This window comes from Bacteriovorax stolpii (assembly GCF_002872415.1).
Classification (GTDB): Bacteria; Bdellovibrionota; Bacteriovoracia; order Bacteriovoracales; family Bacteriovoracaceae; genus Bacteriovorax; species Bacteriovorax stolpii.
Genome location: NZ_CP025704.1, coordinates 100993 through 125356 on the forward strand (window position 1 = coordinate 100993; position 24364 = coordinate 125356).

Sequence of the window (24364 nt, forward strand, 5' to 3'; positions counted from 1 at the left end):
TTTACAGAAGTCGCAAAACATTCGATAATGGCTTATGAAATTTTCTGCCATATCAGACGTTCACATTAAAAGGGCCGGAGACCAGGCCGAAGATCTGCTTTTGACATTTTTAAGAAATCCAGACGTTCAATCGAGCGACGTTGTCTTTTTATTGGGTGATATTTTTGACCTGATGATTGGGCCGCTTACGCAGTACTTCGTTCGTTACCAGGCCTATTTCGATGAAATCAAAAAGCTGATGAAAAATGGGACGCATATCTGTTATGTAGAAGGAAATCACGATTTTCATATTAAGCTTCTTTATAGAAAATTTTTTCTGGTCCACGCAGACCTCGACCCTGCTCTTTTTTCTATGGCCCCATACTTTGAATTTATGAATGGCGGAAAAAAGATTTATCTCGCTCATGGGGATGATATCGAGCTTAACAATCCAAGCTATAAACTCTTTAAGGCCGTGGTGACATCACCTCCTCTGCGTTATTATGCCAATTATCTAATGCCGCATTTTTTAATCAAAGGAATCGGTGAGTACTCGGCCGAAAAATCGCGCAAGAGAAATAATAAACGTTATTCAACGGATGCAGACCTGGCACCTGTAAAAGATAATTTCAGATTGTCAGTGGAAGTTTTTCGCAAAAAGCGCACATTTGATGTGATCGTCTTAGGGCATAGCCATGTGAAAGATTATTATGTGTCACCGTCAGGCTTTGAATACATTAATAACGGTTACGCCCAACATACAAAAACCTATATCTCCATCGAAGATGGAGATATAAGTTTTAAATCAATTTTTTAGATTTCAGGATTCATGGCGCGAATGAAGCTCTCTCTTTGAGCACCCATCGCCAGCTCGATAATCGAAAGCGTTCTTGGCTGATCTTCGATCACTTTTGTCGTCTTAGATACATTGATGATCTGAGTAGCAAAACTAGCGATTTGCGGAAGGTGAGTGATCGCCAGGACCTGAGAGTACTCAGCTACAGACTGAAGTGACTTTCCGATCGAGATGGCCGTTTCACCGCCGATACCAGTATCAATTTCATCAAACAGGAAGACAGAGATTGTATCGTTGCTTGAAAGAATTTGTCTTACTGCAAGAAGGATTCTTGAAAGCTCTCCACCTGAAGCGATTTCTTTAACTTTAAAGAAGCCTTCGCCTGGGTTTGTTTCAGCGATAAAGTCGATTTTAGAGAATCCTTTAGCGCCTAGAGTTTCATTTTTATTAACGTTGATTTTTAAAGTCGCACCATTCATTTTCAGGTCACGTACTTTAGTTGTCAGCTCCTGAGAAAGAGCCTCAGCTCTCGCCTTTCTGATATTGTGAAGTTCTTCAGCAAAAGTCTGGCAACGGTTTTCAAGGTCGCTGATCTTTTTAGAGATAAGAGCAATCTTGTCATCAACCTGGAAGAACGAATCAAGCTCAGCGCGGAACTCTGCAAAGGCCTTAATCATTTCTTCAGTTGATCCACCGAACTTTCTCTTTAGTTTTTGGTAAGTATCAAGACGATCCATGATCTCTTCGATGTTTTCATCATCAGGAGTCGCGTTAAGGTCTTTAGACAGATCGTATGAAACGTCTTCTAAAAGCGCTTTAACTTCGTAAAGTTTTGCTGTGATTTCTTCTGAAACAATTCCACCGCTCTTGTCAGCTTTACTTAAACATGTTTTTAAAAGATCTAATAAGTTGATTTCGTCTTCAGAAATGGCACTTGCTAGAGACCCAAGAACTTGTTGTCTCTTTTCTACGTTTAAGATCAGGTCTTTTTTCTTAAGTAGTTCAGCTTCATCTTCAAGGCTTGGTGTTAGTCTCTCTAATTCTTCAAGTTGGAAGCGAACGTAGTCTTCTCTTTGTGCTCTAAGATTCTTTTCCTGAATAAGGTCGTTGAAGTCTTTTTTGAATGCGCTTAATTGTGAAAATAGGTTTTGATAATCTTTAATATCACCTTCAAGGCCAGCATATGAATCAAGAAGAACCAGTTGGTAGTCTTCGCTTAGAAGCTTCTGGTTTTCAAATTGACCTACTAAGTCTACAAAGCGTTTCGCAAATGAGCTTAGAAGAGACGCCGAACAAGACTGGAAGTTAAGGTATGACTTTGAGCTTTCGTTAGCGAAGATGATTCTTTTAACCACAATTTCGTTCCCATCAAATGGATGACCGATGTCGTGGAAATACGTTTTAATTGTCTGATCATTGGTCGAAAACACCGCTTCAATCGTGGCAAACTCAGCATTCTTTCTGATGAGCTTTTTATCAGCGCGAGCGCCGAAGATGATTTGAAGAGCGTCTAAGATTAAGCTTTTCCCGGAACCAGTCTCACCTACGATGGCGTTGAATTTAATATCAAACTGGATTTCCTGATTTTCAAAAGTAGCGAAGTTTTGCAAGTTTAATGATTTCAAATAAAGTGTTTCATTTGTTTTCATTTAGTATCCCTCATTCCGTGTGTGAATTTCTCTTTGAGTGTTCTAAAGTATGTGCGGTCGGTATTTTTAATCAGGCGGACATTCAGCGATTTCTTCTTGGTCACGCGGACTGTTTCCTGAGAGCTGATGACAAAAGCTTGTTGGCCATCAAGTGTGAGTTTAATCATTTCATCCGGTTTGGCAGCTTTGATTGTGACACTTGTGTTATCCGGGATAACAAGCGGTCTGTGCGTTAAGCTATGAGCACAGATGGGAGTCATGGTGATAGCATTAACTTTAGGGTTAATGATCGGTCCACCTGCGGCCAGTGAGTAAGCCGTTGAGCCAATCGGTGAGCTGATAATTAAACCATCTCCAGAAAGGTTATAAATATGCTCGCCTTCTGATTCAACAGAAAGAGTCAGCATTCTTGAAATCTGGTTATTGTTGATAACCAGGTCATTTAAAAAGTTTCCTTTGAAAATCACTTTGCCCTTTTTGAACACTTCAACTTGATACAGTGAAAGTGTCGTCAGTTTATAGTTACCACGAAGGGTTTCTTCAAGCTGGTCAAAGAACTCAACCTTGGAAAATTCAGTAATGAAACCAAGGTGTCCCATATTGACTCCGAAAATCGGAGGAGATGACTTCTTCACATTTCTGCTGACCCCAATAAGAGTACCGTCACCACCCATAGTGATAATCAAGTCAGTATTGTCGTGCAGGTTTTTTTCTTCAACGAAGTTTATGTTTTTCAGGTCGCCTTTAAAAAGTTTTGTCAGGCGCTCTTTTTCTTTTGAAAGAAAGAAGACAGTTTTTTTTCTTCTATGCAGCCATGAGGCCAGGTTGGGAAGAATACTTTCAAATTCAGAAGTGACCTTAGGTTTTAGTACGATAGTGATATTTTTAACTTGGGCCACCAGTGCCTCCCGAAGACATGAAAATATTGAGGGCCTCATCAATGTTCTCAAATGGCTTTGATAAAAGCATGCACCCGTACTGAGTGGCTTTCTCAATAACGTGTGGAGAACTGTAGGCAGTAATGATAATGAAAAGTTTGCTAATTTCAGACATTGTGTAGCGGCCCTTAGCTTCTTCGATGACATCGAAGCCAGAGATGTCCTGAAGCATAAGATCACAGATGATTCTGTCGAATTGCTGATTGAGGATCAGTCCGATCGCATCGCGACCGCGGCTTTCCACAGTAACTTCAGCACCACGTTTTTCTAAAAGCTTCTTCAGCGATTTTTGAATCAGTGGCTCATCTTCGATGAGTAGAATTCTCTTCAAGATATAACTCCTTGGGCTAACCAGGTAAGTTTATCGAGAAAGTTGCACCTAATAAAGGGGAATTGTTTTTAAATTCGATTTTAGTTCCCAGTTGATGGGCCAGGTTTTGGCAGATAGAAAGCCCAAGTCCGGTTCCGGAATCTTTGGTAGTAAAAAACGGCTGGAAAATCGTTGAAATGTGCTCAGCTTTGACACCTGGCCCATCGTCAATTACAGAAATCTCCAGGTTTCCTTCGCTCTTAACCAGTTTGATGGTGATATTGTTTTTGCGATAGTCACTATTGTGTTCTTTAATCGCCTGGGCCGCATTGATAATCAGGTTAAAGATGATTTGCGTCAGAATTGTCGGGTTAGTGATGATCTCAAGGTTTTGTTCAAAACCAATACATTGAATTGATTTAGCGATTTCTTTGGTTTCACTTTTTGTTAGCGTAATAACCTCTTCCATAAAGCGATACAGGTTCACTTTTTTGAATTCCTGTTGATCGTTGTAAAGGTTGGAGAAGTTTTTAATGATGGTCTGTGAACGGTTTGCATTTTGCGAGATTTCATTCAAGACACTTTCCGTTTCCGGGTTGGTGGCTTCGCTTTCTAAAATAGAACTTGTGAGATTGAGACCAAAAAGCGGATTGGAAAGTTCGTGCTGAAGCGTATTGAGCAGTTCTCCCAAAAGAGAAACACGTTGAGAGTGATAGAGCTCAGTAGAAATTTGATCTTTACTGATATTTGAGAGTTCCATACTCATTGGTTCTTCACCTTCAATCGGGAAGATCATCAGGTTAGAATTTTCATAAGCCGTTTCATCTGTTTTGTTGGTAAAAACAGTGTGGTTATTCTTTTTGACAGCGATTTTTTCAGGGAAGTTTTCTAATGACTTCCTTAAGACTTCTTTTTTTAAATCGTTTTTTTCTTTATCCAGAATTTTTAAAAGAAGCGGGTGTAAAAAAGCCGAGAGAGCCTGGAATTCATCTTGCTCCTCCGTGCTTGGAGGAAGAAAAGAGTTGCGGGAAATGAGGTAAATAACAGAGTAATTTTTTAAATCAATTTCGCGCGCCAGAAAATTTCCAACAACGGATAGGTCATCTTTTAAGCTCAGCGATTGATTAAAGATTTTGTTTTTACTTTTTTTAACCAGGTTAAAAAGCGAGTTGAAATTCTGAACGGCAATCAGCTTGGTTTCCTGATTTTCCCCGTGATAAGCGTAATAATTTTGTCCTACAGGCTTTCCTTTTTCATGGACGAGCACGTGGCAGGATTCAAAAGAAGACAGCGAGGGAAGGCGCAGGATTTCTGCCGGAAGTTCTTTAACTTCACTAATAGAAAAAAGCAGTTTTCTTAGCTCTTCTTTATGCAAGTATTTTCTTTCTAAGTCATGGGCCTTGCCGGACTTAATAGAGTTCAGTACCTTTTTTTCAAAGCTACTGCGAGTGAAGCGGATAGGTTTTGATTTAAATTCAAGAGAACTAAGCTCGAGGTTGCCCGAGCTTAGTAATTTTTTAATTTCTTTAATTCTGGTAAAACTTTGATCTTCCACTGAGTAAGGTTATCGACCAGTTCATACTCTAGCAAGTCACAAAGCATGATCGTGTCATTTTTTTCTTTCGCCTGAAGCAGGGCCTTCATGACTGAAAGAAGATGGATTTCAAGCTTCTGGATGCTTTCATCTTTGAAGTTCATTTGCTCCAGGTCTGTTCTTAAAACGCGGTATACGCGCGAGACCAGCTGGATATAAAGATCCATAAGCTCGATGACTTCAACAAATGACTGGTGGGCCGTGTCGACTTCACCTTGGTTGTATTGAACGATGAGTTTTTGAATTTGTGCAGTAATGTAGTCCACGTATCCAAAACATGAATCAATTGATTCGAAGGCAAGATCTAGTGATGTTTGTTTCTTTTCTTTGTTTAAAGACGTCATAAGCTTCCTACTTGTTTAGATCCGAGCGGGTCTTTGTTTTACTGCCAATAATCTTATATTCAGCAATTGTGTTTTGAACTAGTTCGTACATCACGCTTGAGAGATGTGCGTTTTCTTCAAAACAGTAATATGAACTCTCAGTTAGTTTAACCACGTTTTCACCAAAAAGATTACCTTTTCTTACTGTAAAGTAATCAATAATTGGTGCCAGGTATGGAGAGGTTTTTTGAACCATTCTCTGAAGGTGGTCAATCTCATCAATCTTCTTAGAGTATTCCTTAATTTTGGAAATGCTTGGAGTTGATGATGAAATTTCTTCCAGAATATAGCGCGAATACTTTTGCCCGAACTCTGAGAGTTCAAACAAGTGCTGAAGGCCAGTCATGGCATCCAGAAGATCGCGGTGAGTGGATGGAGAAAGTTTTGGAAACGGGTGGCTGTCTTCCACATCTGAAAGAACAAACGACCAGGTAACTTTGTAAAGAGTCCTGAAGATGTCGTTGATGTCTAGCTGTGTATCGATCAGGTTATCCAGCGTGAAATATCCATTTTGGAAACGAGAGCGGTAGAAGTTCACTGAACTTAAGTGGAAGCTTGAGTTTGATGATTTCATCCATTCAGCATCGATTGGAGCGCCGCTTGTCAGTTGCTTAATGATATTGCTTACCAATTGATAAGGAATATCGTGATGGCACTGAGTGTATGCACAGTCATCACTTGGAAAACAAGGAAAACACTTCGTTCTAGGTGCGATGTTGTAGGCATTGGCCTGGTATGGAGTTGTCTCGTGAGGACGAACATTTCCAAGAGAGATTGTTAATGATGGCGTATTGTGAATAGCGGCCAGGTGACCAACCATTGAATCGTGACCAACAAACAATTTAGCGCTGGCAACAACTTGAGAAAGTTCTTCCAGAGAAGTCTTTCCTGTCACATTTAAGAGTCTTGAAGAAAACTGCTTAAGTAGAGGGCTCTCAGTAATCACTTGGGCCTTTAAGATTTCATTCTTTGCCCCGACAATTGTCACTGTCTGCTTGTCATTTTCTTTGAGCGTTTTATAAATCACTTCAACCCATTTTTCTGCTTTCCAGGCCTTTCTTTCACTTGAAGCAAATGGGTGGATTACAATAATGTTCGCGCGTTGATCATTTGTTTTTGTCGAACGAGCTGGCTCATGGGCCTTGATACCAACAATATTTTTGAATAAATCAACCAGTGAATAAGGGTTAAGTGCCCCTCTCATCACAGTTGAATAAAGCATTTGTGACCATTTGTCGTTCATCACCACTTTGTTGTTGTGGTCGTGGTATGAACCAACTTTATGAACGGCCGGAATTAAAGAGGCCAGATGAGACGAAGACTTTGAAAAAGATAAGTTTACTAAAACATCAATCTTCTCAGACTTCACTTCACTTAAAAAGGCATTAAGCCCGCTTAATGGTTTTGAAAGCCCCACCGTTTCGCTGTCTTGAAACATTGAAGCAGTGTCTAGTGTATAGATATGGTCGAAATATTTATTGAGCAGAAAACCTAATGGTTTTGCAAACTGCAATCTTGCAATTAAAACCACGCGGTAATGTGGGTGAGTTGTTTTTAGCGTTTCAATCGCTTGAGCTGTCTGGATAAGGTCTCCCAGACGAGTCATTTGCATAATGGCGATTGTTGGCCTTGCTACTGGTGCACTTGCTTCCTTATTGCTTGCTTTCATGAAGATCCTCCTCATTTAGCTCTGCCAGAAGAATGATCTTCAGATCTTCATCTGTTAAAGGCTGCCCATTTTCCAGCATAAGTTTTATGCGGTTGAATTCTCTATGTAGATCATCCTGAAGTAAATTCATAACCAATCCTGGTTGTTAAGAGAATGTCTTAGCCTACAGTCTTTGTAGACTCTAAATTTCTCGTTATCATGTCTTCCATCTTGCTTGCATTGATTTGGATCTCAAGCTCTTTTAGACATTGAAGAATTTTTTGCATATCTGACTTTAGTTCATAAAGCAGGACTTCAACTTCTTTGGCGTTTTCTTCAAACGTCTTAACGTTGATTGATTCAATCTTACTCTTAAACATTGAAACTGGGATTTGCACTAATGATTCGCTCTCAAGGTGCGTGATAAGTTTTCCAAGATTCATGACGAAATCGCGTGAACTCTTGCGGTTTTCAGCGCATTGAAGAAGAGAACGTAGTGTTCCCAGGATATCTTTCATGACGTTTGTCACGATTCCTTTCTCATGGTTTGTCCACTCCGTGGCCATGTTGAGGTCAAGGTTGCAGACATCGCGGTAGATGTTGTGGTCCGGGTTTTGCTCAAACATCGTGTTGATTAATTGTCTCGACATCAATCTGTGGATTTCAATCTGAGTGTCAATTGTTCCGGCAATCGGCGAGTAGCGGATTCCCATTTGGTCAAATGATGATTGGTATAGAGTCACACCTGGAGACAGGCGAGGCTTAATTGTTTTTGATTTTGTCAGTGAGTAAAGAACTGAGGCCATGATGTCATGGGCTGAAATATTAGTTCTTTGAGGAGCATTATTTTTAGTGAATTCTCTCGTTGAAATAACGTCTGTTAAAATCAAAGCGCTTTCAGAGTAACTTCCCTGTTTCAGGAAGGGAGCATGCCCCAATGAAATTTCCAGAACCGGGGTATTTGTCAGGTCTGCAATATGTTTTACAGCGGTATCTGGAGTAATGAGAAGATCAACGTTCATTAACACAGAAGTCACTGCTAACAAATCAGCTTCAACGACTACAAGTTCGCCGTTATGAGCTTCATTGAAATTTGCCGCCATTTTTCTTTCGTCGTTTGTTGGAGCGATTAAAACGAATGGGATAAGTTCAGAGTTTTGTCTGATAAGTGAAATAAGCTCATGCAGAGTCTGCTCTGGAATATCTTTAGAAGCGTCAGCTGTCTTAAGCTGGATACCAATAACTTTAGCATTGTCTCCGGCTTCACTTGCTTTTTTTACGGCACTAATATTGTTGTAGGCCGATTCATTGTATTTTGGGTTGGTCGTAATTTTTGTCCCGTCTTTAACCAGGTTTGTGCCGGCCATTTTATGGTAGCAATCAACAAAGTGAACAGGAGCGTATTTAACCACAGGGAGAACGTCATTAAATAACAGTTCCCAGTCGTTTTGAGTAACAACGTTTCTTTGAGCGTTGTAGTGAACACCAATAACTTGTTTTGTAGAATCTTTTAAGTATGAGCACAGGTACGCGCCAACGACATCGTTAGAGTAGTTGATGATCTGATCCCATTCCTGAGACTTGATAGAGCTTAATTGATTAAAGAGCTGCTCAAACGCAAACCCATCAGAGAAAAGTTTATTTGTCTTAAGAGTGATAAGTTCTTTGCGGTCAATCTCGAAAAGGTTTGAAACATTTTTAAGGTTTTCTGCGGCCTTTGAGCTTTCTTTATATGTCAGTAGAGAAACCTGGTTTCCACTGTTTGCCGTTAATGAATTGATTAGGTGAGCTGTTGAGAATACATCGCCGAGTCTTCTAAGATTAATAATTAGAATCTTTTTCATCTTAAGCGTCTCCCGTTGTCTCGCGGCTGCCTTTTGTCATCTCCACCAAGGCCATAGCTAAAAAGTCCATTGAATTAAACTGCTCTTTTTTTGGCAGTTCTTTATAAAGTGCTTCTTCAAAAGTAGAGTCGCCGGCAAAAAGCTTAAGGTAGCTTTTGACTTCTCTTACTTCTGTGAACTTTTGAATCTCTTCCAGTTGAGTTGGAGCTTCGAAAGTCAGGAAGGTTTTAAAATACATTTGATAAAGGTTAAAAGAAGCCGGGTGTGCAAGCATCGCGGGCTTTCTTAAAAGGAAGTGGATTAAATCCAGATCGCGGTAAAGTTCATTTGCCGTGAAGCCTGAATAGACCAGGACGTTTTTCTTATTTAAGAGATCAAAGTCCAGGCAGTCCTGGTGAACCTGATGATTAGGTTCAATGACGATGATTTTAAAATTGTTGCCGTGAAACTCAGTTAGTTTTTCGATGGCGTAGTTGACATGGTAACCAAACCCCAAACCAAGGATAAGAACTTCATTTTTGTTTTTTAGTGATTCAAGATTGCTATTGATTAAGTTCTCTGCTTCCTTGAATGGATTGTAGATTGAATGAAGATGAACTCCATTAACCACAGGAACTTTCTGTTCAGTTCTTGATGTTTTAATCTCGTAAGAAGAAATAATTGGTAGGTGATTCATGGTACCCCTGTTCCTCATCCTGAAGGTTCAAAAAGGTCAAAATTAATAGCAGATCTAATCATTAGATCTGTGCCTCTATTACCTCATGGGCCTGGACCTTTGTCAATGCAGGAAGATCCAGACTCTCGAGTGAAAATTACTTTTTTGATGAGTGATTGTAGCCTTTAAACATTTCTTTATTTTTGAAAATGTGGGCGATTTCTTTTGTCGTGTTTTCTTTTTGTTGACTTAAAATCTCAACAGTTTCTTTATCAAGTTCAATCATTCTTTCAGACCAGATGCTAAGATCCTGAAACCATGACTTTAAAATAGCAATATCGTCATTGCTGACTTCGGACGCATTTAGTTGATTGATTTGCTCTTCAATTGAGTGCTGAAGTTTGGCGATGATATTAACCAATCTTTCGCGATTGTCAGTCTCACTTACAACGCCATCTAAATCCTCTGTTCTGGCCATGCTGGCAATTTTTTGCGAGCTTAAAAGGGCCAAGTCGAGCATAGAGAGGTGTTGTTGAATGTTTTCAAATAGTGCGTTGATCATATTATATCCTCGTTAGTTACTTTTTAACTTCTTCCGTTGTTCCACCAGGAGCGGCCTTTAAGCTCTTAATTGCTTCACTCCATCCTTCGTAAAGAGTGTTAAGAACGTTTAAGCATCCATGTAGAGGTTCTGCATCGATTTTCATATTTGCTTGTGAGCTTGAAAATAAGATGTAGTCGTAAAGAGAAGAAAGCTCTTTTGCGATATCTCCACCTACTTCAAAATCTAAGCTGTTGTTAAGTTCGATGACGATATCTTGAAGCTTTCCAATATACTCACCTTTTTTGGCGATTTGTTTTGCTTCGATCGCTTCGATTGCTTTTTTACAGTTTTTAATTGCCGCTTGGTACAGCATCAGGAGAATTTGTTCTTTGCTCGCCGTGCTTACCGCTGTCTTTTTATAAGCTCCATAACCATAACTCATATATTTCCTCCTAAATTCCTAATTAACCTAATTGTTGAACGGGATCAGCGCCACCGCCAAGCGAAGCCACCCCGGCACCTTGTCCTTTAATGCGGGAGATAGTTCCTTCCAGACGTGAAAACTTGTCTTTTAAATTCTTTTCTTTTTCTTCAATGAATTTCTGCTTCTGAGAAATTCTTCTGTCGATTTGTTCGATATTACTTTGAAGAGTTTTCTTTCTACTTTGAACGAGACCATCCGGCATACGAAGAGCAGTATTCACCATTGAGTTCAGGTTATCCATGAAACCTTCGCTTTTTCCTCCTTCTGGAGTGAAAGTTCCGGTTAGGACCTGAGCGACAGTGTTGTAGTCTTCAGTCAGCTTGGCTTCAAATTTTTTTTCATCAAATTGCAGAAGACCTTCGCGGGTAAAACTTAACCCGATATCACCGGCCCTCATGTAACCTTTATCTGTTAGTACATCCTTAAAAACCGCACTATGGATACGTCCTTCAAGTGACTGAAGCATAATGTCTCCACCAAGCGTTCTGGATGTATCAGTCTTTTCATCCATAGTATTTTGTTGCTTGATGAAACTTAGTACACCATTGAGCTTTGTTACAAGGTCACTAACCTTGGCCCCAACGGCTTGGATATCTTCAGAAACTTTCAGTGTGAATTCTTCCCCGGGTTTTGCCTTTTTTAAATCAAGAGTTACCCCTGGGATTAGATCTGCAATTTTATTTTCCGGAGCTTCAATCTCAAAACCATCTAGTTTGATTTTGGCATCATGGGCTTCACGCTGGAATTCCAACTGAAAATCCTCGTCACCATCAACGAAATAAAAGTATGGGAAATCCACAGCGGCATCGTCGCCGGTTTTATTTAAACTTAAAATCAGTCTCCATGGAGTGTCTGATCCCGAGCCGTCGTTGATAACGTTGGCGGTAACACCAAGATTGCTGTCTTTGTTGATAAGTTTTGCAATTTTTGTCAACGAAGCATTGTCCGAATCAACATAAATATCTTTTGTCTCGCCGTTTGGCAGTGTGTACTGGATAAATCCCACACCAACATAACTTTCATCTTTGTCTTCAAAGCCCGTCGACATTGCCGATGATTTTTGGGCAAGAGAAACAACTTCCAGTTGATATGTACCAGGAAGAGCTCTGGTTTTATCTGTACTCACACCAACAATGTCAGTGTTAGTGTCAACTTTGAATTCGCGAAGAGCTCGGGCATTGGCATTGACAGCAAGATTTCCACGCACGTCTTCAACCAGTTTTACCAACTGATCAACAAGACCTTTTTTGTCCTGGATTTTGCTTTTTTGCTTTTCCATGTTTTGAACTGGAATTTGTTCAGCAGCAATGATCTGCTTAACAATATCCTTAGGAAGTCCAGTTCCGATGGAGCCAAACGAAATACCCAAAAAATCCTCCTGATTCTTTCGAGGTCGCTACGAGTAAGAATAACATATTCGATAGGACCAATCAGAATGAGGCAGGTTTTGCTCTAGTGTGTTTTAGTCGTGAAAACCGACTGAGGGGATACAGTATTAATTCCTGTGAATTTTCTTCGGGATGCCCTAAAATAAAAAAGACCGGGATGGGGCCCGGTCTCTTATTCTAGGATATTTTCGAAGTCCAGTATGGGATGAACTTCTTACTCAATTAATCGGTTATTATGGAAAATACTTTAGCAAATGGTTCAAACATTTTTAAATTAAAGTGGAAGTTCTTCACTTTCCGGATAGTTAGCTATTTTTCCTTTCTATTAATCCCCGTTTATGTTCAAAAAGGACTTGAGTTAAAACCTCTGGCACTCGCCTTTCTCATGAGTCTCTATATTCTCTTCATTGTAAGCCAGTGGTTTTTACTCGGAAAAGAAATCGACCATAGACTTAAAATTTATTTCCGAGTGAATTCGTCAATCGATAGGGTTGTGTACCGTTTATTTTTAGGAATGTTCTTTTTTATCCTGCTTTTTAACCTGGTTAGTTTCTTAGGTTCTAAATGGGTTTACAACAGTTACTGGATAACCTGGGCGGTGCTCGGGCTTTTTTACTCTTGGCCCACGCGCGGAAAGATCATTCAGGAATCAGTTTCTTCAAATTTTGGTGAATTTAAATTTCTCGATCGCTTTGAAAAAACACTCGTGGCCCTTATTTTACTTATGTTCGTTTTTTCCGTGCCGGAACTTCCACCACAGGCCAACGTTGATCTGTTAAAACTTTATTTTGACCCGTTAGAAAAGATTGGAAATCCATTCTGGAACTTCATGATCGTCAACTACTACCCGTTTAAAACGTATCCGGGGCTTTTCCGATTAGCATGGAGCTTACACTTTTATATCGTGGGTCTTGGGCTCTTCTTGCTCGTCTTTTATGCTTTCTTGCGTTTCTTCGTTTCGCGCAGGCTCTCGCTTCTTGGTGTGTTTGCTCTCGTGTCGTCATGGTCATTTAGTAAAACACTCACTCACAACATTGAGTTTTCGTTTTTAACGACCTATTCACTCATCTGGATTTGGACTCTTTTATGGGTCACTAAAAGCTCCACTTACCGCGCGGGACTTTTCTTAGGGCTGGTGAGTTATTGGGGAGCGCTGATCAATCAAAGTTACGCCGTTTTGGTATTCTTTCAAATTGGCCTTCTTTATTTCTTTTTCTTAAAAGACAGGACTAGCTGGTATAAGCGCCAGCTTCTAAGATACGCCTTGTTTGGAATTATCTTAACTCTGCTTCACTTATTCTCGCATTCGGACCTGCTGCAGCCATTGCACTCGCTGGACTTCTCTTTTATTACCAATGCAGGCAGAGAGATTGACCGCAAAGGATTTTTCGTCCTGGGAGTCTTTGGAATTGTGATCGCCGTCTTTCGCACTTACTTTAAAAAACCGGCCATCATGAAAGATTTTCAGATGGAAAAACACAGTCTCAACATAGTCATTCTTTCCTACCTCATTTTTATAGGGTTCTCGATTGTCTGGGATAACTCGTTGGTAAGTGGTTTTGGAACGATGTGGGCCCTGGCATTCTTGAGTCTTCTGCCTTTAGAGCTAATTTTCCAGTCGATTGCTCGCTTGCGTTCTAAGCGCAACATGATTTACGTGGTTTACATCTTGATTTGTTTGCTCGATTCCCACTTTGAAGGGCGAGTGAAATTATTTGTTAAAATATTTAATAGTTAGCTGAAAAAATGCGAAGCATTTTTACGTTTTAGTTAAGAGTTCAGCTAACCTGTATTTATTTTTTAAAAATGTGTTAGACTATGAGTAAGCAAGAACAATGAAGTGATTGCTTACCATGGAGTCGTATGTTTAGATCAGGACTGACCAAAGGGATTTACGAAAACTTTCTCCGCTCTCACAACCTGAACCGCTCTGAACTCGAAACCTCTCCTTTTATCTTTGTCGACCCAGCTTCCGGACACATGAAACTTCTCACAAATCTAATGAGCTCTAACGAGTACGATAGAGAGATTTTTGCTGTCGCTGTCGCTGAAGGTGGCGGGGATGTTGAAGTTCTCTCGACAGCAGAGAACAATTAAGACTTAAACCAGATTTGGTTTATGAATTATTAGCGTTACATAAAGCAATTTGGTGCTTATGGTGTGCTTTACACTAAGAATTAGCATTCTTACAAAACCTCTCTTGAAATAATACCCGAGTGACAATTTTTTGACTTATTGTGAATAACTACGGTGTTTCAGTGGCAAATCTACCCCTGTAGAATGGCAAGTGAAAAATGCATGTGAATATCGCCTCTAACTATTTAAAATAATGAAATAGGAAAACAGACTAAAATGTGCTGAAATCCCCATCGAATATGTAAAAATGTGGATAACTTTGTCCATTTTGTTGATAAAATAATCAAGTCAACTAAATTAGATTGAAAATTGTAAGAAATTTTCATTGTGCACGGTGAAATATTATGAAAAACGCTCAGACTGAAGTTATTCTTGAGTTGACAAAAAAAATGAATTTTTTGTTTGGCCCAAATGCAATTAAAACTCTCGACGTGAATTTAAAAAGCGACAACAGCGCTGTCACTGAAATCGATCTGTTTGTTTCAAATCTCATCAAAGAAAAAATTCTGAATCATTCTGTTTATAAAAGTTATTCGTTTTTTAGCGAAGAAGAATACGATCAGCTCACTTTCCCTAGCGCAATTCTTGACCCGATTGATGGCACGAGAGAGCTTATTAAGGGAAGACCCGAGTGTGCAGTGTCGTTGGCGCTAATGAAGACGTCAGAGATCGCTGCCCCCGAGAATTACGCCTGGATTTACAATCCATTTAGTGGCTTTAGTCTCGACAGCAGCATCCCTTTTGTCCCTTCATCAAATAAATCTCAGCAAAAAATTCTGGGAATGGTGTCGCGTTCAGAATTCGAAAAAGGTTATTTTAATTTTCTGCTCGATATTGATCCTAAAATTGAAATCACCCCTCGTGGTAGTATCGCTTTTAAACTGGCCTTGCTTGCCAGTGGTGCCTGTGATTTCGTTTTAAGTTTAAGTCCAAAAAACATTTGGGATATTGCCGCTGGAAGTGTGCTTTGCTCCGCTCGTGGAATTAAGCTTTACCAAAATGGTGTTGAAATCAAAAATCTCAATGAGATTAATATGAAAGGGATGCTGTTGTGGGCCCCAGATCAGTTTGCCGAAGACCTGTGGATCAAATTCAAAAATGAAAAAGAAAAAAGGATGAGCGAATCCCGCTGATCTTTTGCTAGTCATTATTGTATGACTTTCTCTGGTTGTTAACTGGAGAGACGATGAATACACTTCTGCGCGAAAAATGCATTAATCTAAAGGCCCCTCTTTTAATTACTGGCGAAACGGGAACCGGGAAGTCTCGCCTTGCGCACGATATTTACCGTCAATCATCTATTCATCAAGAAAAATTTCTCACTGTTCACCTGGCCACTTTAAAAGAAGATCTTTTAGAGAGCGAACTCTTTGGCCACAAGAAGGGATCTTTCACCGGGGCCTTGGAAAATAAGAGTGGTTATTTTCAAGATGTAGGGACTGGAACTTTATTTTTAGATGAAATCGGCGAGCTTTCTCTGGAAGCACAAAAGAAACTACTCTACGTAATGGAAGAAAAAAAGTTCACTCCTGTTGGTGGTAGTGCCTCTTTAGATTTTCGCGGAAGAATCATTATGGCGACCAATCGCAATTTAAAACAAATGGTAGAGAGTGGTTTGTTTCGTGAAGACCTTTACTATCGCATTAAGATTTTTCATCTGGAACTATCCCCATTGCGTGAAGATAAAAAACAGTTGCGAGAAATCATTCAGACACTTTTTAATGAACTCAAAGAAAGGCACTCCAGCCCTTATGCCAGGCTTTCAAATGAAGCAATGGAATTGCTAATGGGCAGAAACTGGAAGGGAAATATCCGCGAGATAAAAAATGCTCTGGAGTTTGCCTTAGTCATGTCGCCAAAGAATGTTATTGAAAGTGCGGATTTTCCCTATGATCAAAATGAGGTGATTTTACCGGAAGAGATCAATGCTCTGGCCGGATTTCCGGAAGACTTTCATCAAAGCCAGGAGCTTTTTGAGAAAGTCTTTTTAGAGGCGATGCTGGCCAAGAATGGCGGCAAGGTCAACGAGACGGCACGCCGCTTGGGAATCAGCAAAACAACCCTTATTCAGAAGGCGCGCAAATACGGTATCAACACTCTGAAAATGCGCGCTGAAGCCTTCGATTTTGCTGCGTAAAAAATACAGATCCCCAGGGAGTTTCATTGACAATTGCTTGAAATAAGAGCAAAAGCTACCAATCAAATTATCTTGGTTTCCTTGGGGAGTTTATGAGAAACGCAATGATCGCTTTAAGCGGGCTGCTTTTGTCTTTTCAGGTTATGGCATCTGGTTCTGTTTTGATTAACGGTAAAGAAATTAAGTCACAAGACCATCTTCATACGACGCTGGCAAAGGAATTAAACTTTCCTCGCCACTACGGAAAAACTCTCGATGCACTTTACGATACTTTGAGCTCTGATTATTCAGGCCAAACCATTATTAAAATCAAATTTGTAAGCATTTTAAAAAGCAAATTAGGCGCAGATTACACTGATGCTTTAATTCAGGCGATCATGGATGCTTCTGACGACAACCCAAAAGTTGTCTTAGTTTTAGAGTAATCAATGACGTTTAAAGTAAAAGATCATTATTTTCACAAAGCAAAGAAAGATAACTTTCTTGCAAGAAGCGTTTATAAGCTTGAAGAGATCGATGAGCGCTTTAAAATTTTGAAAAAAAATGATCAGGTCATCGACTTCGGTTACCACCCGGGATCGTGGGTTCAGTACACATCTGAAAAAGTTGGTGTCAATGGACTGGTAATTGGTGCCGATGTAAGAGACATAAATAAGAAACTTCTAGGTGTCCCAAACGTCCGTTTATTTCAAAGAGACATTCTCACTATCGAAACGATGCAAGAGCTTGGTGTATCGGACCAGTTCGATGTGGTCCTATCAGATATGGCCCCTAATACCACAGGGATTATGTCGGTTGATCAGGCCAGGTCCCTAAATTTAGTAGAGATGGTTTTCTTCTTAATGCCGAAATTTTTAAAACCAGGTGGAAACACCGTCATCAAAGTTTTCGAATCCAACGATGCTCAGGTATTTCTGAAGGAGCAAAAAAAGCTCTTTTCCGAGTTCCATTATCTGAGACCAAAATCTACCCGCTCGGTTAGTAAAGAATATTTTGTCATTGGGAAGGATTTTAGGCCATAATAGTATCTCATGCGCTAGTAATTGCATGGTAACTAAAACATGGATAAGTTTAGTGAAAAAGACGAACAGTAAGTTTGCCTTAGTTGTTACCACAGCGTTCCTCACTCTTTTTGTAGGTGGAACTGCTTTCAACATTTTTCAAGGTAAGTTTGGACAAAAACTCAATGCTGCTGAAGTGGAAAAGGAAGCTAAAGCTTCTGGTTTAACTCCACTCCCAGACGATTTAAGACTTTCAATCGACAGGACCTTTAAGCAGGTTGGTGCTGATTGGCCTCAAACTCTTGATGTAGGCAAAAAGAAAGTAAAAATTGAATATGCATTCAATCCTCAGCTTGATGCGTATATTAAAAAGCTTTTAAAATCATACCGCTCAGACTATGCGACAGTTGCTGTTATTGATAACGAAACTGGTGAAGTCCTGGCCGCAGTAGGTGTTGAAGGAAAAACAAACAACATCGACAACAACCTGGTTTTAGCGAGCACTCACCCATCTGCCAGTTTAATTAAAATGGTTACGGCAGCTGAGCTTCTTCAAAATACAAAGGTTACAAGAGAGACATCTTTTGATTTCCGCGGAAGAAGCACTACCCTTTTTAAATACCAATTAGATGAATCTAAAAGCAACCGTTGGGATAAATCTCAAACGTTTGAGACAGCTTTTGCTAAATCAAACAATGTTATCTTCGGTAAAGCAGCAATCCAAAATATCAGCAGCGAAAAGCTGGTGAGAATGGCGGAGAACTTTGGATTTAATCAACAGTTCCTTCCGGAATTTGATTTCGTTCAATCACATATTGGAACAGCTGCTGATGATTATCACTTGGCTGAACTTGCTTCTGGTTTTAACGATCAGACAGTTATCTCTCCTATTCATGGTGCAATGATGGCCTCAATCATTGCTAACAATGGGATGATGAAATCGCCAAAGATGATTACGAAGTTAGTGGATGCTTCTGGTGAAACTCTTTGGGAAAACAACTCAATAGAAAAACGCGTTCTATCAGCTGAGACTGCAAGACAAATGCAGGAGATGATGGGAATGACGATTGATGGTGGAACGGCGAGAAAGTCATTCCGCAAAATGAATAATGGTTATAAAAACGCACTTGATATCGGTGGGAAAACAGGAAGTATTACGGGTGGTAAACCATTTGGTAAGAGAGACTGGTTCTCAGCGTTCGCGATTCCTCGTGACCAAGAGCGTGGCAAAGGTATTTCGATTAGTGTCATGAACGTTAACGTTAAAAGATGGCACGTAAAATCGACAATGCTTGCTAAAAACATCATTGAGTATTATTACAATAACGTGAAGCCAGTTCCTATCACGATGGTAAAAATGCCAAGAATGGTTTCTGAAAATAAAAGGCGTAAGGCAAAAGTCTATAAAAGGAGTATTGCCAGTAGACCCTCAAAAAAGAAAATCGTCTCAGGAAAAAAAAGAAGCGCAATTAAAAAAGAAATAGGTAAACGCAATGAACGAAAATCAAACACCACAATCTAATGATCAGCTAGATCCACATGCTGATTTGATGAAAAGTGTAGAGGCCGACCTCTCTAAAAAACAAAAGCTCATCAAAGAAATCAAATCGATCGCTATCATTATTGTAGCTGTTCTGACTTTCCGTTCGATGTTTTTTGAGCCTTTCAGGATTCCCTCAGGCTCAATGATCCCAACTCTGATGATCGGGGACTTCATCCTGGTTAACAAATTTGCTTACGGACTTAAAGTTCCTTTCACTGATATGGTGTTTGGGGAAACAAGCTTTAACCCGATTTATATCGCTGGAAAAAGCGAACCAAAAAGAGGAGACGTTATCGTCTTCAAATACCCAAAAGATCTTTCAGTAAACTACATTAAGCGCGTTGTTGGTCTTCCTGGTGACACTCTGGAAATCAGAAACAAAGTGGTTTACATCAACGACAAGCCAATTGAGCCAAAAGAATTTGACGGAAAAGACATCATGTCTGATATGGACGACAAGTTTAAAGGCTATAATCTGAAGTTTTACCACGTTAAGACTGGGGATGTTGAGCACGTTATCCAACAAGACAACGACAACTACTATAAAGTGGACTATGACAAAGTAACAATTCCAAAGGACAGTTATTTTGTTATGGGTGATAACCGCGATTTCTCATACGACGCTCGTTACTGGGGATTTGTAACTCATGAGCAAATCAAAGGTAAGGCAATGTTCGTATGGTTCTCACTAATTTTCCCGTTTGGGGAAAACCCAGCCAAGTTCCGTCCTTGGCGAATCGGTACACCAATCAATTAAGAATAAATTTTCGTACACCCGTCGTTACCTTCGATGTTTTCCCATCGAAGGTCGCGGTGTTCTTTTCTTAAATAACTTCTCAGCCAGTTTTTAAGTACACCATCTCCATGTCCATGAATGATAGTCACGAAAGGGATTTCCCCTGTGATAACTTCATCAATAGACTGCTCTGCGATCTTTTGAAACTCTTCTAAGCGCATTCCGCGGCAGTCGACTTCAATCTCTCCACGAACTGATTTTTGGATATTGATGCTGACTTTAGGGGCCGGAGGTTTTGAACCTGATGGATAGCGAAGAGTAGATGGAGAAACCCAGACAGAAAGGGCCCCGTGCTGGATTTGAATTTCTTTTTTACGTGGGTTGGTGTTGAGAACCTTCACATTTTTTCTGATGACGACAGAAAAAACCGTATCGTTAGTTTTGATTTCTTCAAACTCAATAGGGCGCATGTGCGCGTAGATATTTTCCGGGTCTTCTTTATTTTTCTTTTCAGGAGCTTCTCTAATTAGTGCAGATTGAATGCCGCCAATTTCATTGTTGAGTGTACGGCGATTGGCCATTTTTCCACTCTTAACATCACTTAGGAGAGTTTCCGCTTGATCAAAGAGCGATTTAATTTTTTTCGTGTAGTCGGTGATAATGCGTTCGCGCTCAAGGTAGAGAGTCCCTTCCATTGAAGATTTTTGGTTTTTTAATTCAATGTTAAGCGTGCGGTTTTGGGCAAGCAGCTTATCCAGGTCAATTTTCTTCTGCGAAAGCTCTTGCAGGAGAGTTTCATAGGTTACTTGTTTTTTATCTAAAAGATCTTTGGCCCTTTCGCTGATACCAGTTTTTAAACCGAATTTCTCCGAGAGGTTTTCAAAGATTTTAAAAGCAAGCGAACTTCCTGGCTCTCCTAGAATTAATTTATATGTAGGGCGGTTGAGATCAAAATCATAACCCACATGGGCCGAGACATAATCGCCGCGAGAGTGCATAAATGTTTTTAACACCTGATGGTGAGTCGAGAGAACCACTTTTGAATTTGAACGACGGTGGACTTCATCGAGGAAGGCAATCGCTAGCGCTGAGGCCTCTTCAGAAGATGTTGAGTTGAAAATCTCATCGATAATAATCAGGTTGAGTGGCCCCAGAGACTGTAGAAGTTCTAAATAGTATTTTGACTCAGAGGCAAACGAACTTAATCCTTCGGAAAGGTTTTGATGATCGTGACTGAAATAAAATAAATCGCTAACGGGATGAATGTCAGCGTGAACAGCAGGGACGTAAAGCCCTAAATGAACCATCAAAAGAGAAAGCGTGATCGATTTTAAAGCGACCGTTTTTCCCCCGGTGTTTGGACCAGAGATAATAAGACCTTTATGCCCAGAATCCAGAAGAACATTGTTTTTAATCGGTGCTTTTAAAAGTGGGTGATAAAGTCCGTTAAACTCAAAATAGAATTTTTCATTGAGTGTCGGCTTTGAAAGACCAAGCTTTTGCGTGTATGTCGCTTTGGTGTTGAGCCAATCAAGGGCCAGGCTCCATTCACTCATTAGTTTAAATTCGTCAGAATAACTGTGAACAACCTTACTTAATTCAATTGTCAGCTTCAAGATCGTTGATTCGATCTCTGAGAGCAAGTGAATGCGCTTGTTGCCTTTTTCTCTTACTTCGTAAGGCTCAACAAAAAGAGTCATTCCAGATTGAGAGCGGGCGACAATTGGGCCTAAGTCAGAATTATAAGAGTCAGATCTCACCGCTAAAACATAGCGGTCATTGATAATGTCGAAGTTATCTAGTTGCAGTTTTGAAGAGTAGAGATCACTTTTAGCGGCTTTTTGAACTGTGATTCTCAGGTCATTTTCGAGTGCCAGAACTTCAGCATACAGTTTTTTTAAAACAGGATGTCTTTCGTAAGAGACACTTCCACTATGGTCTACAAAATCTCGCAAAGGATTAGTGAAGTAACGTTTGATCTTTGAAAGTTTATCTCTTTCAATGGCATAGTTTTCTTCAAAAACCAGGTTTGAGAAAAGGGGAAGACATTCGATATAACACTCAGCAATTTGTGCTAGAAAGTGCAGCTCGCGCGCTTCGAAAAATTTCTCGCGTTTGATATCTGGAATAAGTTTAAAGAATGTCTCGCTCTCTGGGAGCAGGCGAAGCTTACTATTGAATGACAGACTATAATCATCGTAATTAGCTAAGTAACTTTCAAGTAAATTGAGGTCACCCTGAATCATCGCAATGCTTCTTGCTGCAGGCGGAGCTTCTAATTTTGTTTTGGTTAATTCAAAATGTGATAGACTTGAGATGCTTGAGACAAGCATCGACCAGTCGAGGAGCTCGAGAGCTTCAGAATTACCATTGAGAAGATTAAGTGCCATGATACAGACTCACCAACAATTAAGACAAACTTCTCTCGAATATAACACTCTCTTCTCGAAAAATGAATTCTATCCGGTTCAAAAGGCCTACACTACACCTCATTTCCTGGTTTTGGGGCTCCGATTTCCCGGGCAGAACGTAGCACTCTATATAGGGAGAGGAAACCAGTATGAAGGAATCTTCTTTTCCAATAAATTTCCCCCGTCTTACCTGAGGATTCAGGATCGCCTTTTGGACTATGTGAGAAAATATTTAGTAGGCGCTCGCTTGGGAAAAATGGAAGTCGATGACAACCATTTTTTATCGCTCTTTCATTTTAAGAATGAACATACTGATAATTCTTTTGCTTTTGGCTACAAAGACCGCGGTCTGTTTTTTATCAAGCAGTCCAAAGAAGAAATATACACCAGCTGGAATGGGGAAACCTCAAAAGGAAAAAACATTACTGACCTGGTTGACCAGTTTCTCGGGAAGACTTCCACAGTGGATAATGCAAAACCTTCGAACTGGACGCTCTTGAATTATTTTCAAGATGAAGAGAAGAAGGTGAGTGGAAAACCTCTACAAAAGAAAAAAGAAAAATTTTTAGAAAAGAAATTAGGGAATATTACTCATGATCTACACGATGTAGAAAAGTGGAAACTTATTGAGGAAGAGCTTCTTTCGGAAGAGGGACTTGATCTTGCCGATCATCAGTCAGTTCTTCACGGGCATAAAATTAAATTCTCCTCAAATTTAAATCAGTGGCAAAAACGCGATGTGGTTTTTAGTAAGGTAAAAAAACTAAAGAAAGCGGAGGAGATTCTCAAGGGAAGACTTAAAGAAACTGATGAAGAACTTTTTAAAGTTAAACAAGGCGACTTTGAATTTGAAGTAACCAAAGAAAAGGCAATCGCACCTCTGTGGCAGACAGCTTCTTCGCAAAAGAAAAAAGAAGAAAGCGAACACAATGTAAAACATTTTAAGTTAAAAAATCTCAGCGGAACAATTGCTTTGGATGCTGCCAGCAATGACTGGCTTCGTTCTCAGGGAGCAAAAGAGCATTATTGGTTTCACATTGAAAACTACACCGGGGCCCATTGCCTGGTAAAAACAGACGATATTTCCAAGCTTAGTGGAGAGGATTTGTCAGCTATTGCTTCAATGCTAAGAGACTATTCAAAGCTGGCCATCAATGAGATACCCGTCATGTATAGTCAACTACAGCACGTAAAAGGTTTGAAAGGCGTGCAGGGTAAAGTTATCATTAAGAAGCCGAAATATTTGAGATGCAGTTATATTAATTGGACAGAAATAATTACCATGGTCTAGGCCTGATTGCAGGCGGCGCCAGCACTCTATAGAATAGATATTATATTTAGGGGTAAAGTCAAAATGAAAACTTTCTTATTACTAACAGCTTCAATCTTCACCATGTTTAATACGGTGGCGTGGTCTCAGACCAAAATTGAAGAAATTGAACAATATGAAATTAGAAATTACGATCCACAAAAAAGTGGTCTGAATGATTTAGTTTTTGAAGCCCGTATTGAAAAGCTAGTCGATATTCTGAATAAAGCAGGGAACTTCGGAAAGTTAACTGATGTTTATTTTAAAATTTATTGGCTTTCACCTTCTCAGTACAAAATTGAAGTGCTTGGCCTGCCAAAAGGATTCCAGGAAGTGCGTGATGATTTAGCAGCACTAATTAAAGGAAAACTGGAATTCATCATTCCTGAGAGATTCTCTGAAAAGTTTAAAGGTTACACGCTTAAAGCAGCACCAATTGCCGATGGTAAACTCATTAAGGCCATCGATGATACATATACTATGGCCGTGCCGGAAGTGGATATTACTTTTGATAAAACAGGCCGCTTGAAAACAGTCGAGACTAATGTTGCTTACTCGCAGGTTAGGACAGAGTTTTTCCAGACGCCAAAGTCGTGGAGTAATAACAAGCTTGTTATGGATAAGATCGTAACAACTACAAAGCAGGGAACTGCTGTCGCAACGACAACAAACACTGTAGAGTATGCGACTTTTCAAGGAATGGGTTTTCCTTCAAAGGTTACAGTTAAAAACGTAACTGAAACAGTAATTCCGGCCCATGGAAAAGAAAAAGAGAAAAAAGTGAAAAGTGAATCCGGTTCAGTTATTCGTTTTTCAAATTATGAAGTTAATACAGGTAAAGCACAGCGCTTTATGACTGAAGGCTTAAGAAGATAGGTT

General features: G+C 39.9%; 24 protein-coding genes. 11 read left to right on the forward strand and 13 right to left on the reverse strand.

Annotation, left to right across the window (positions count from 1 at the left end):
• Positions 1-34: 34 nt before the first annotated feature.
• Positions 35-796, forward strand: coding sequence for a UDP-2,3-diacylglucosamine diphosphatase (locus C0V70_RS00475; protein WP_102241898.1), 762 nt, complete (start codon positions 35-37; stop codon positions 794-796).
• Here C0V70_RS00475 and C0V70_RS00480 read toward each other — a convergent pair.
• The 12 genes from C0V70_RS00480 to fliD form a co-directional block, all read right to left on the reverse strand.
• The gene (locus C0V70_RS00480; RefSeq protein ID WP_102241899.1) at positions 793-2424 is read right to left on the reverse strand and encodes a DNA repair protein RecN; all 1632 of its coding nucleotides are present in this window, start codon (positions 2422-2424) and stop codon (positions 793-795) included. The genes C0V70_RS00475 and C0V70_RS00480 overlap by 4 nt on opposite strands.
• Positions 2421-3323 carry an NAD(+)/NADH kinase gene (locus C0V70_RS00485; RefSeq protein WP_158649505.1) on the reverse strand — a complete coding sequence of 301 codons (903 nt, stop codon included), beginning with the start codon at positions 3321-3323 and terminating at the stop codon, positions 2421-2423. Before C0V70_RS00485 ends, C0V70_RS00480 begins: the two co-directional genes overlap by 4 nt.
• Positions 3310-3693: a response regulator gene (locus tag C0V70_RS00490; RefSeq protein WP_158649506.1), complete on the reverse strand. Its 384-nt coding sequence runs from the start codon at positions 3691-3693 to the stop codon at positions 3310-3312. Before C0V70_RS00490 ends, C0V70_RS00485 begins: the two co-directional genes overlap by 14 nt.
• Before the next feature lie 16 nt (positions 3694-3709).
• Positions 3710-5227, reverse strand: a complete 1518-nt coding sequence (locus tag C0V70_RS00495) for a sensor histidine kinase (protein WP_102241902.1) — start codon at positions 5225-5227, stop codon at positions 3710-3712.
• Positions 5179-5610: a DUF8042 domain-containing protein gene (locus tag C0V70_RS00500; RefSeq protein WP_102241903.1), complete on the reverse strand. Its 432-nt coding sequence runs from the start codon at positions 5608-5610 to the stop codon at positions 5179-5181. Before C0V70_RS00500 ends, C0V70_RS00495 begins: the two co-directional genes overlap by 49 nt.
• A gap of 7 nt (positions 5611-5617) precedes the next feature.
• Complete coding sequence (locus tag C0V70_RS00505) at positions 5618-7318, reverse strand: glycosyltransferase family 9 protein (RefSeq protein WP_158649507.1); 1701 nt, start codon at positions 7316-7318, stop codon at positions 5618-5620.
• The gene (locus C0V70_RS18925; protein ID WP_158649508.1) at positions 7302-7448 is read right to left on the reverse strand and encodes a hypothetical protein; all 147 of its coding nucleotides are present in this window, start codon (positions 7446-7448) and stop codon (positions 7302-7304) included. Before C0V70_RS18925 ends, C0V70_RS00505 begins: the two co-directional genes overlap by 17 nt.
• Before the next feature lie 28 nt (positions 7449-7476).
• Positions 7477-9141: a glycosyltransferase family 9 protein gene (locus tag C0V70_RS00510; RefSeq protein ID WP_102241905.1), complete on the reverse strand. Its 1665-nt coding sequence runs from the start codon at positions 9139-9141 to the stop codon at positions 7477-7479.
• Between the two features lies 1 nt (position 9142).
• Positions 9143-9817: a hypothetical protein gene (locus tag C0V70_RS00515; protein ID WP_102241906.1), complete on the reverse strand. Its 675-nt coding sequence runs from the start codon at positions 9815-9817 to the stop codon at positions 9143-9145.
• Between the two features lie 136 nt (positions 9818-9953).
• The gene (locus C0V70_RS00520; RefSeq protein ID WP_102241907.1) at positions 9954-10358 is read right to left on the reverse strand and encodes a hypothetical protein; all 405 of its coding nucleotides are present in this window, start codon (positions 10356-10358) and stop codon (positions 9954-9956) included.
• 16 nt (positions 10359-10374) lie between these two features.
• On the reverse strand, positions 10375-10782 hold the full coding sequence (fliS, locus tag C0V70_RS00525; RefSeq protein ID WP_102241908.1) for a flagellar export chaperone FliS: 408 nt from the start codon (positions 10780-10782) through the stop codon (positions 10375-10377).
• A gap of 22 nt (positions 10783-10804) precedes the next feature.
• Positions 10805-12193, reverse strand: a complete 1389-nt coding sequence (gene fliD, locus C0V70_RS00530; protein WP_102241909.1) for a flagellar filament capping protein FliD — start codon at positions 12191-12193, stop codon at positions 10805-10807.
• 512 nt (positions 12194-12705) lie between these two features.
• On the opposite strand from fliD, the gene C0V70_RS00535 reads away from it, so the two are divergent.
• The 8 genes from C0V70_RS00535 (at position 12706) to lepB (ending at position 19786) form a co-directional block, all read left to right on the forward strand.
• Positions 12706-13950 carry a hypothetical protein gene (locus tag C0V70_RS00535; RefSeq protein ID WP_133566645.1) on the forward strand — a complete coding sequence of 415 codons (1245 nt, stop codon included), beginning with the start codon at positions 12706-12708 and terminating at the stop codon, positions 13948-13950.
• A 125-nt stretch (positions 13951-14075) separates the two neighbouring features.
• Positions 14076-14309: a hypothetical protein gene (locus tag C0V70_RS00540; RefSeq protein WP_102241911.1), complete on the forward strand. Its 234-nt coding sequence runs from the start codon at positions 14076-14078 to the stop codon at positions 14307-14309.
• A gap of 383 nt (positions 14310-14692) precedes the next feature.
• Positions 14693-15481, forward strand: a complete 789-nt coding sequence (locus C0V70_RS00545) for an inositol monophosphatase family protein (protein WP_102241912.1) — start codon at positions 14693-14695, stop codon at positions 15479-15481.
• Between the two features lie 53 nt (positions 15482-15534).
• Complete coding sequence (locus tag C0V70_RS00550) at positions 15535-16485, forward strand: sigma 54-interacting transcriptional regulator (protein WP_102241913.1); 951 nt, start codon at positions 15535-15537, stop codon at positions 16483-16485.
• A gap of 92 nt (positions 16486-16577) precedes the next feature.
• Positions 16578-16910 carry a barstar family protein gene (locus tag C0V70_RS00555; protein ID WP_102241914.1) on the forward strand — a complete coding sequence of 111 codons (333 nt, stop codon included), beginning with the start codon at positions 16578-16580 and terminating at the stop codon, positions 16908-16910.
• Between the two features lie 3 nt (positions 16911-16913).
• Positions 16914-17507 (forward strand): RlmE family RNA methyltransferase, encoded by a 594-nt coding sequence (locus C0V70_RS00560; protein ID WP_102241915.1) that lies wholly within the window; start codon positions 16914-16916, stop codon positions 17505-17507.
• Positions 17508-17559: 52 nt separating this feature from the next.
• Positions 17560-19008 carry a penicillin-binding transpeptidase domain-containing protein gene (locus C0V70_RS00565; protein WP_158649509.1) on the forward strand — a complete coding sequence of 483 codons (1449 nt, stop codon included), beginning with the start codon at positions 17560-17562 and terminating at the stop codon, positions 19006-19008.
• On the forward strand, positions 18980-19786 hold the full coding sequence (gene lepB, locus C0V70_RS00570) for a signal peptidase I (protein ID WP_102241917.1): 807 nt from the start codon (positions 18980-18982) through the stop codon (positions 19784-19786). Before C0V70_RS00565 ends, lepB begins: the two co-directional genes overlap by 29 nt.
• Here lepB and C0V70_RS00575 read toward each other — a convergent pair.
• On the reverse strand, positions 19783-22155 hold the full coding sequence (locus C0V70_RS00575) for an endonuclease MutS2 (RefSeq protein ID WP_102241918.1): 2373 nt from the start codon (positions 22153-22155) through the stop codon (positions 19783-19785). The genes lepB and C0V70_RS00575 overlap by 4 nt on opposite strands.
• Between C0V70_RS00575 and C0V70_RS00580 the strand changes: the two genes are divergently transcribed.
• Together C0V70_RS00580 and C0V70_RS00585 are read left to right on the forward strand one after the other, a co-directional pair.
• A complete protein-coding gene (locus C0V70_RS00580) occupies positions 22154-23467 on the forward strand; it encodes a putative RqcH family protein (protein WP_158649510.1) in 1314 nt (437 codons plus the stop codon). The genes C0V70_RS00575 and C0V70_RS00580 overlap by 2 nt on opposite strands.
• Positions 23468-23530: 63 nt before the next feature.
• Complete coding sequence (locus C0V70_RS00585) at positions 23531-24361, forward strand: hypothetical protein (RefSeq protein WP_102241920.1); 831 nt, start codon at positions 23531-23533, stop codon at positions 24359-24361.
• Positions 24362-24364: the final 3 nt, after the last annotated feature.

Coding starts and splice junctions, on each gene's coding strand:
- C0V70_RS00555 (WP_102241914.1), top strand. CDS start 16,578: ATGAGAAACGCAATGATCGCTTTAAGCGGGCTGCTTTTGTCTTTTCAG.
- C0V70_RS00475 (WP_102241898.1), top strand. CDS start 35: ATGAAATTTTCTGCCATATCAGACGTTCACATTAAAAGGGCCGGAGAC.
- C0V70_RS00575 (WP_102241918.1), bottom strand. CDS start 22,155: ATGGCACTTAATCTTCTCAATGGTAATTCTGAAGCTCTCGAGCTCCTC.
- C0V70_RS00560 (WP_102241915.1), top strand. CDS start 16,914: ATGACGTTTAAAGTAAAAGATCATTATTTTCACAAAGCAAAGAAAGAT.
- C0V70_RS00540 (WP_102241911.1), top strand. CDS start 14,076: ATGTTTAGATCAGGACTGACCAAAGGGATTTACGAAAACTTTCTCCGC.
- C0V70_RS00520 (WP_102241907.1), bottom strand. CDS start 10,358: ATGATCAACGCACTATTTGAAAACATTCAACAACACCTCTCTATGCTC.
- C0V70_RS00545 (WP_102241912.1), top strand. CDS start 14,693: ATGAAAAACGCTCAGACTGAAGTTATTCTTGAGTTGACAAAAAAAATG.
- C0V70_RS00510 (WP_102241905.1), bottom strand. CDS start 9,141: ATGAAAAAGATTCTAATTATTAATCTTAGAAGACTCGGCGATGTATTC.
- C0V70_RS00505 (WP_158649507.1), bottom strand. CDS start 7,318: ATGAAAGCAAGCAATAAGGAAGCAAGTGCACCAGTAGCAAGGCCAACA.
- C0V70_RS00480 (WP_102241899.1), bottom strand. CDS start 2,424: ATGAAAACAAATGAAACACTTTATTTGAAATCATTAAACTTGCAAAAC.
- C0V70_RS00515 (WP_102241906.1), bottom strand. CDS start 9,817: ATGAATCACCTACCAATTATTTCTTCTTACGAGATTAAAACATCAAGA.
- fliS (WP_102241908.1), bottom strand. CDS start 10,782: ATGAGTTATGGTTATGGAGCTTATAAAAAGACAGCGGTAAGCACGGCG.
- C0V70_RS18925 (WP_158649508.1), bottom strand. CDS start 7,448: ATGAATTTACTTCAGGATGATCTACATAGAGAATTCAACCGCATAAAA.
- C0V70_RS00580 (WP_158649510.1), top strand. CDS start 22,154: ATGATACAGACTCACCAACAATTAAGACAAACTTCTCTCGAATATAAC.
- C0V70_RS00585 (WP_102241920.1), top strand. CDS start 23,531: ATGAAAACTTTCTTATTACTAACAGCTTCAATCTTCACCATGTTTAAT.
- C0V70_RS00550 (WP_102241913.1), top strand. CDS start 15,535: ATGAATACACTTCTGCGCGAAAAATGCATTAATCTAAAGGCCCCTCTT.
- lepB (WP_102241917.1), top strand. CDS start 18,980: ATGAACGAAAATCAAACACCACAATCTAATGATCAGCTAGATCCACAT.
- C0V70_RS00500 (WP_102241903.1), bottom strand. CDS start 5,610: ATGACGTCTTTAAACAAAGAAAAGAAACAAACATCACTAGATCTTGCC.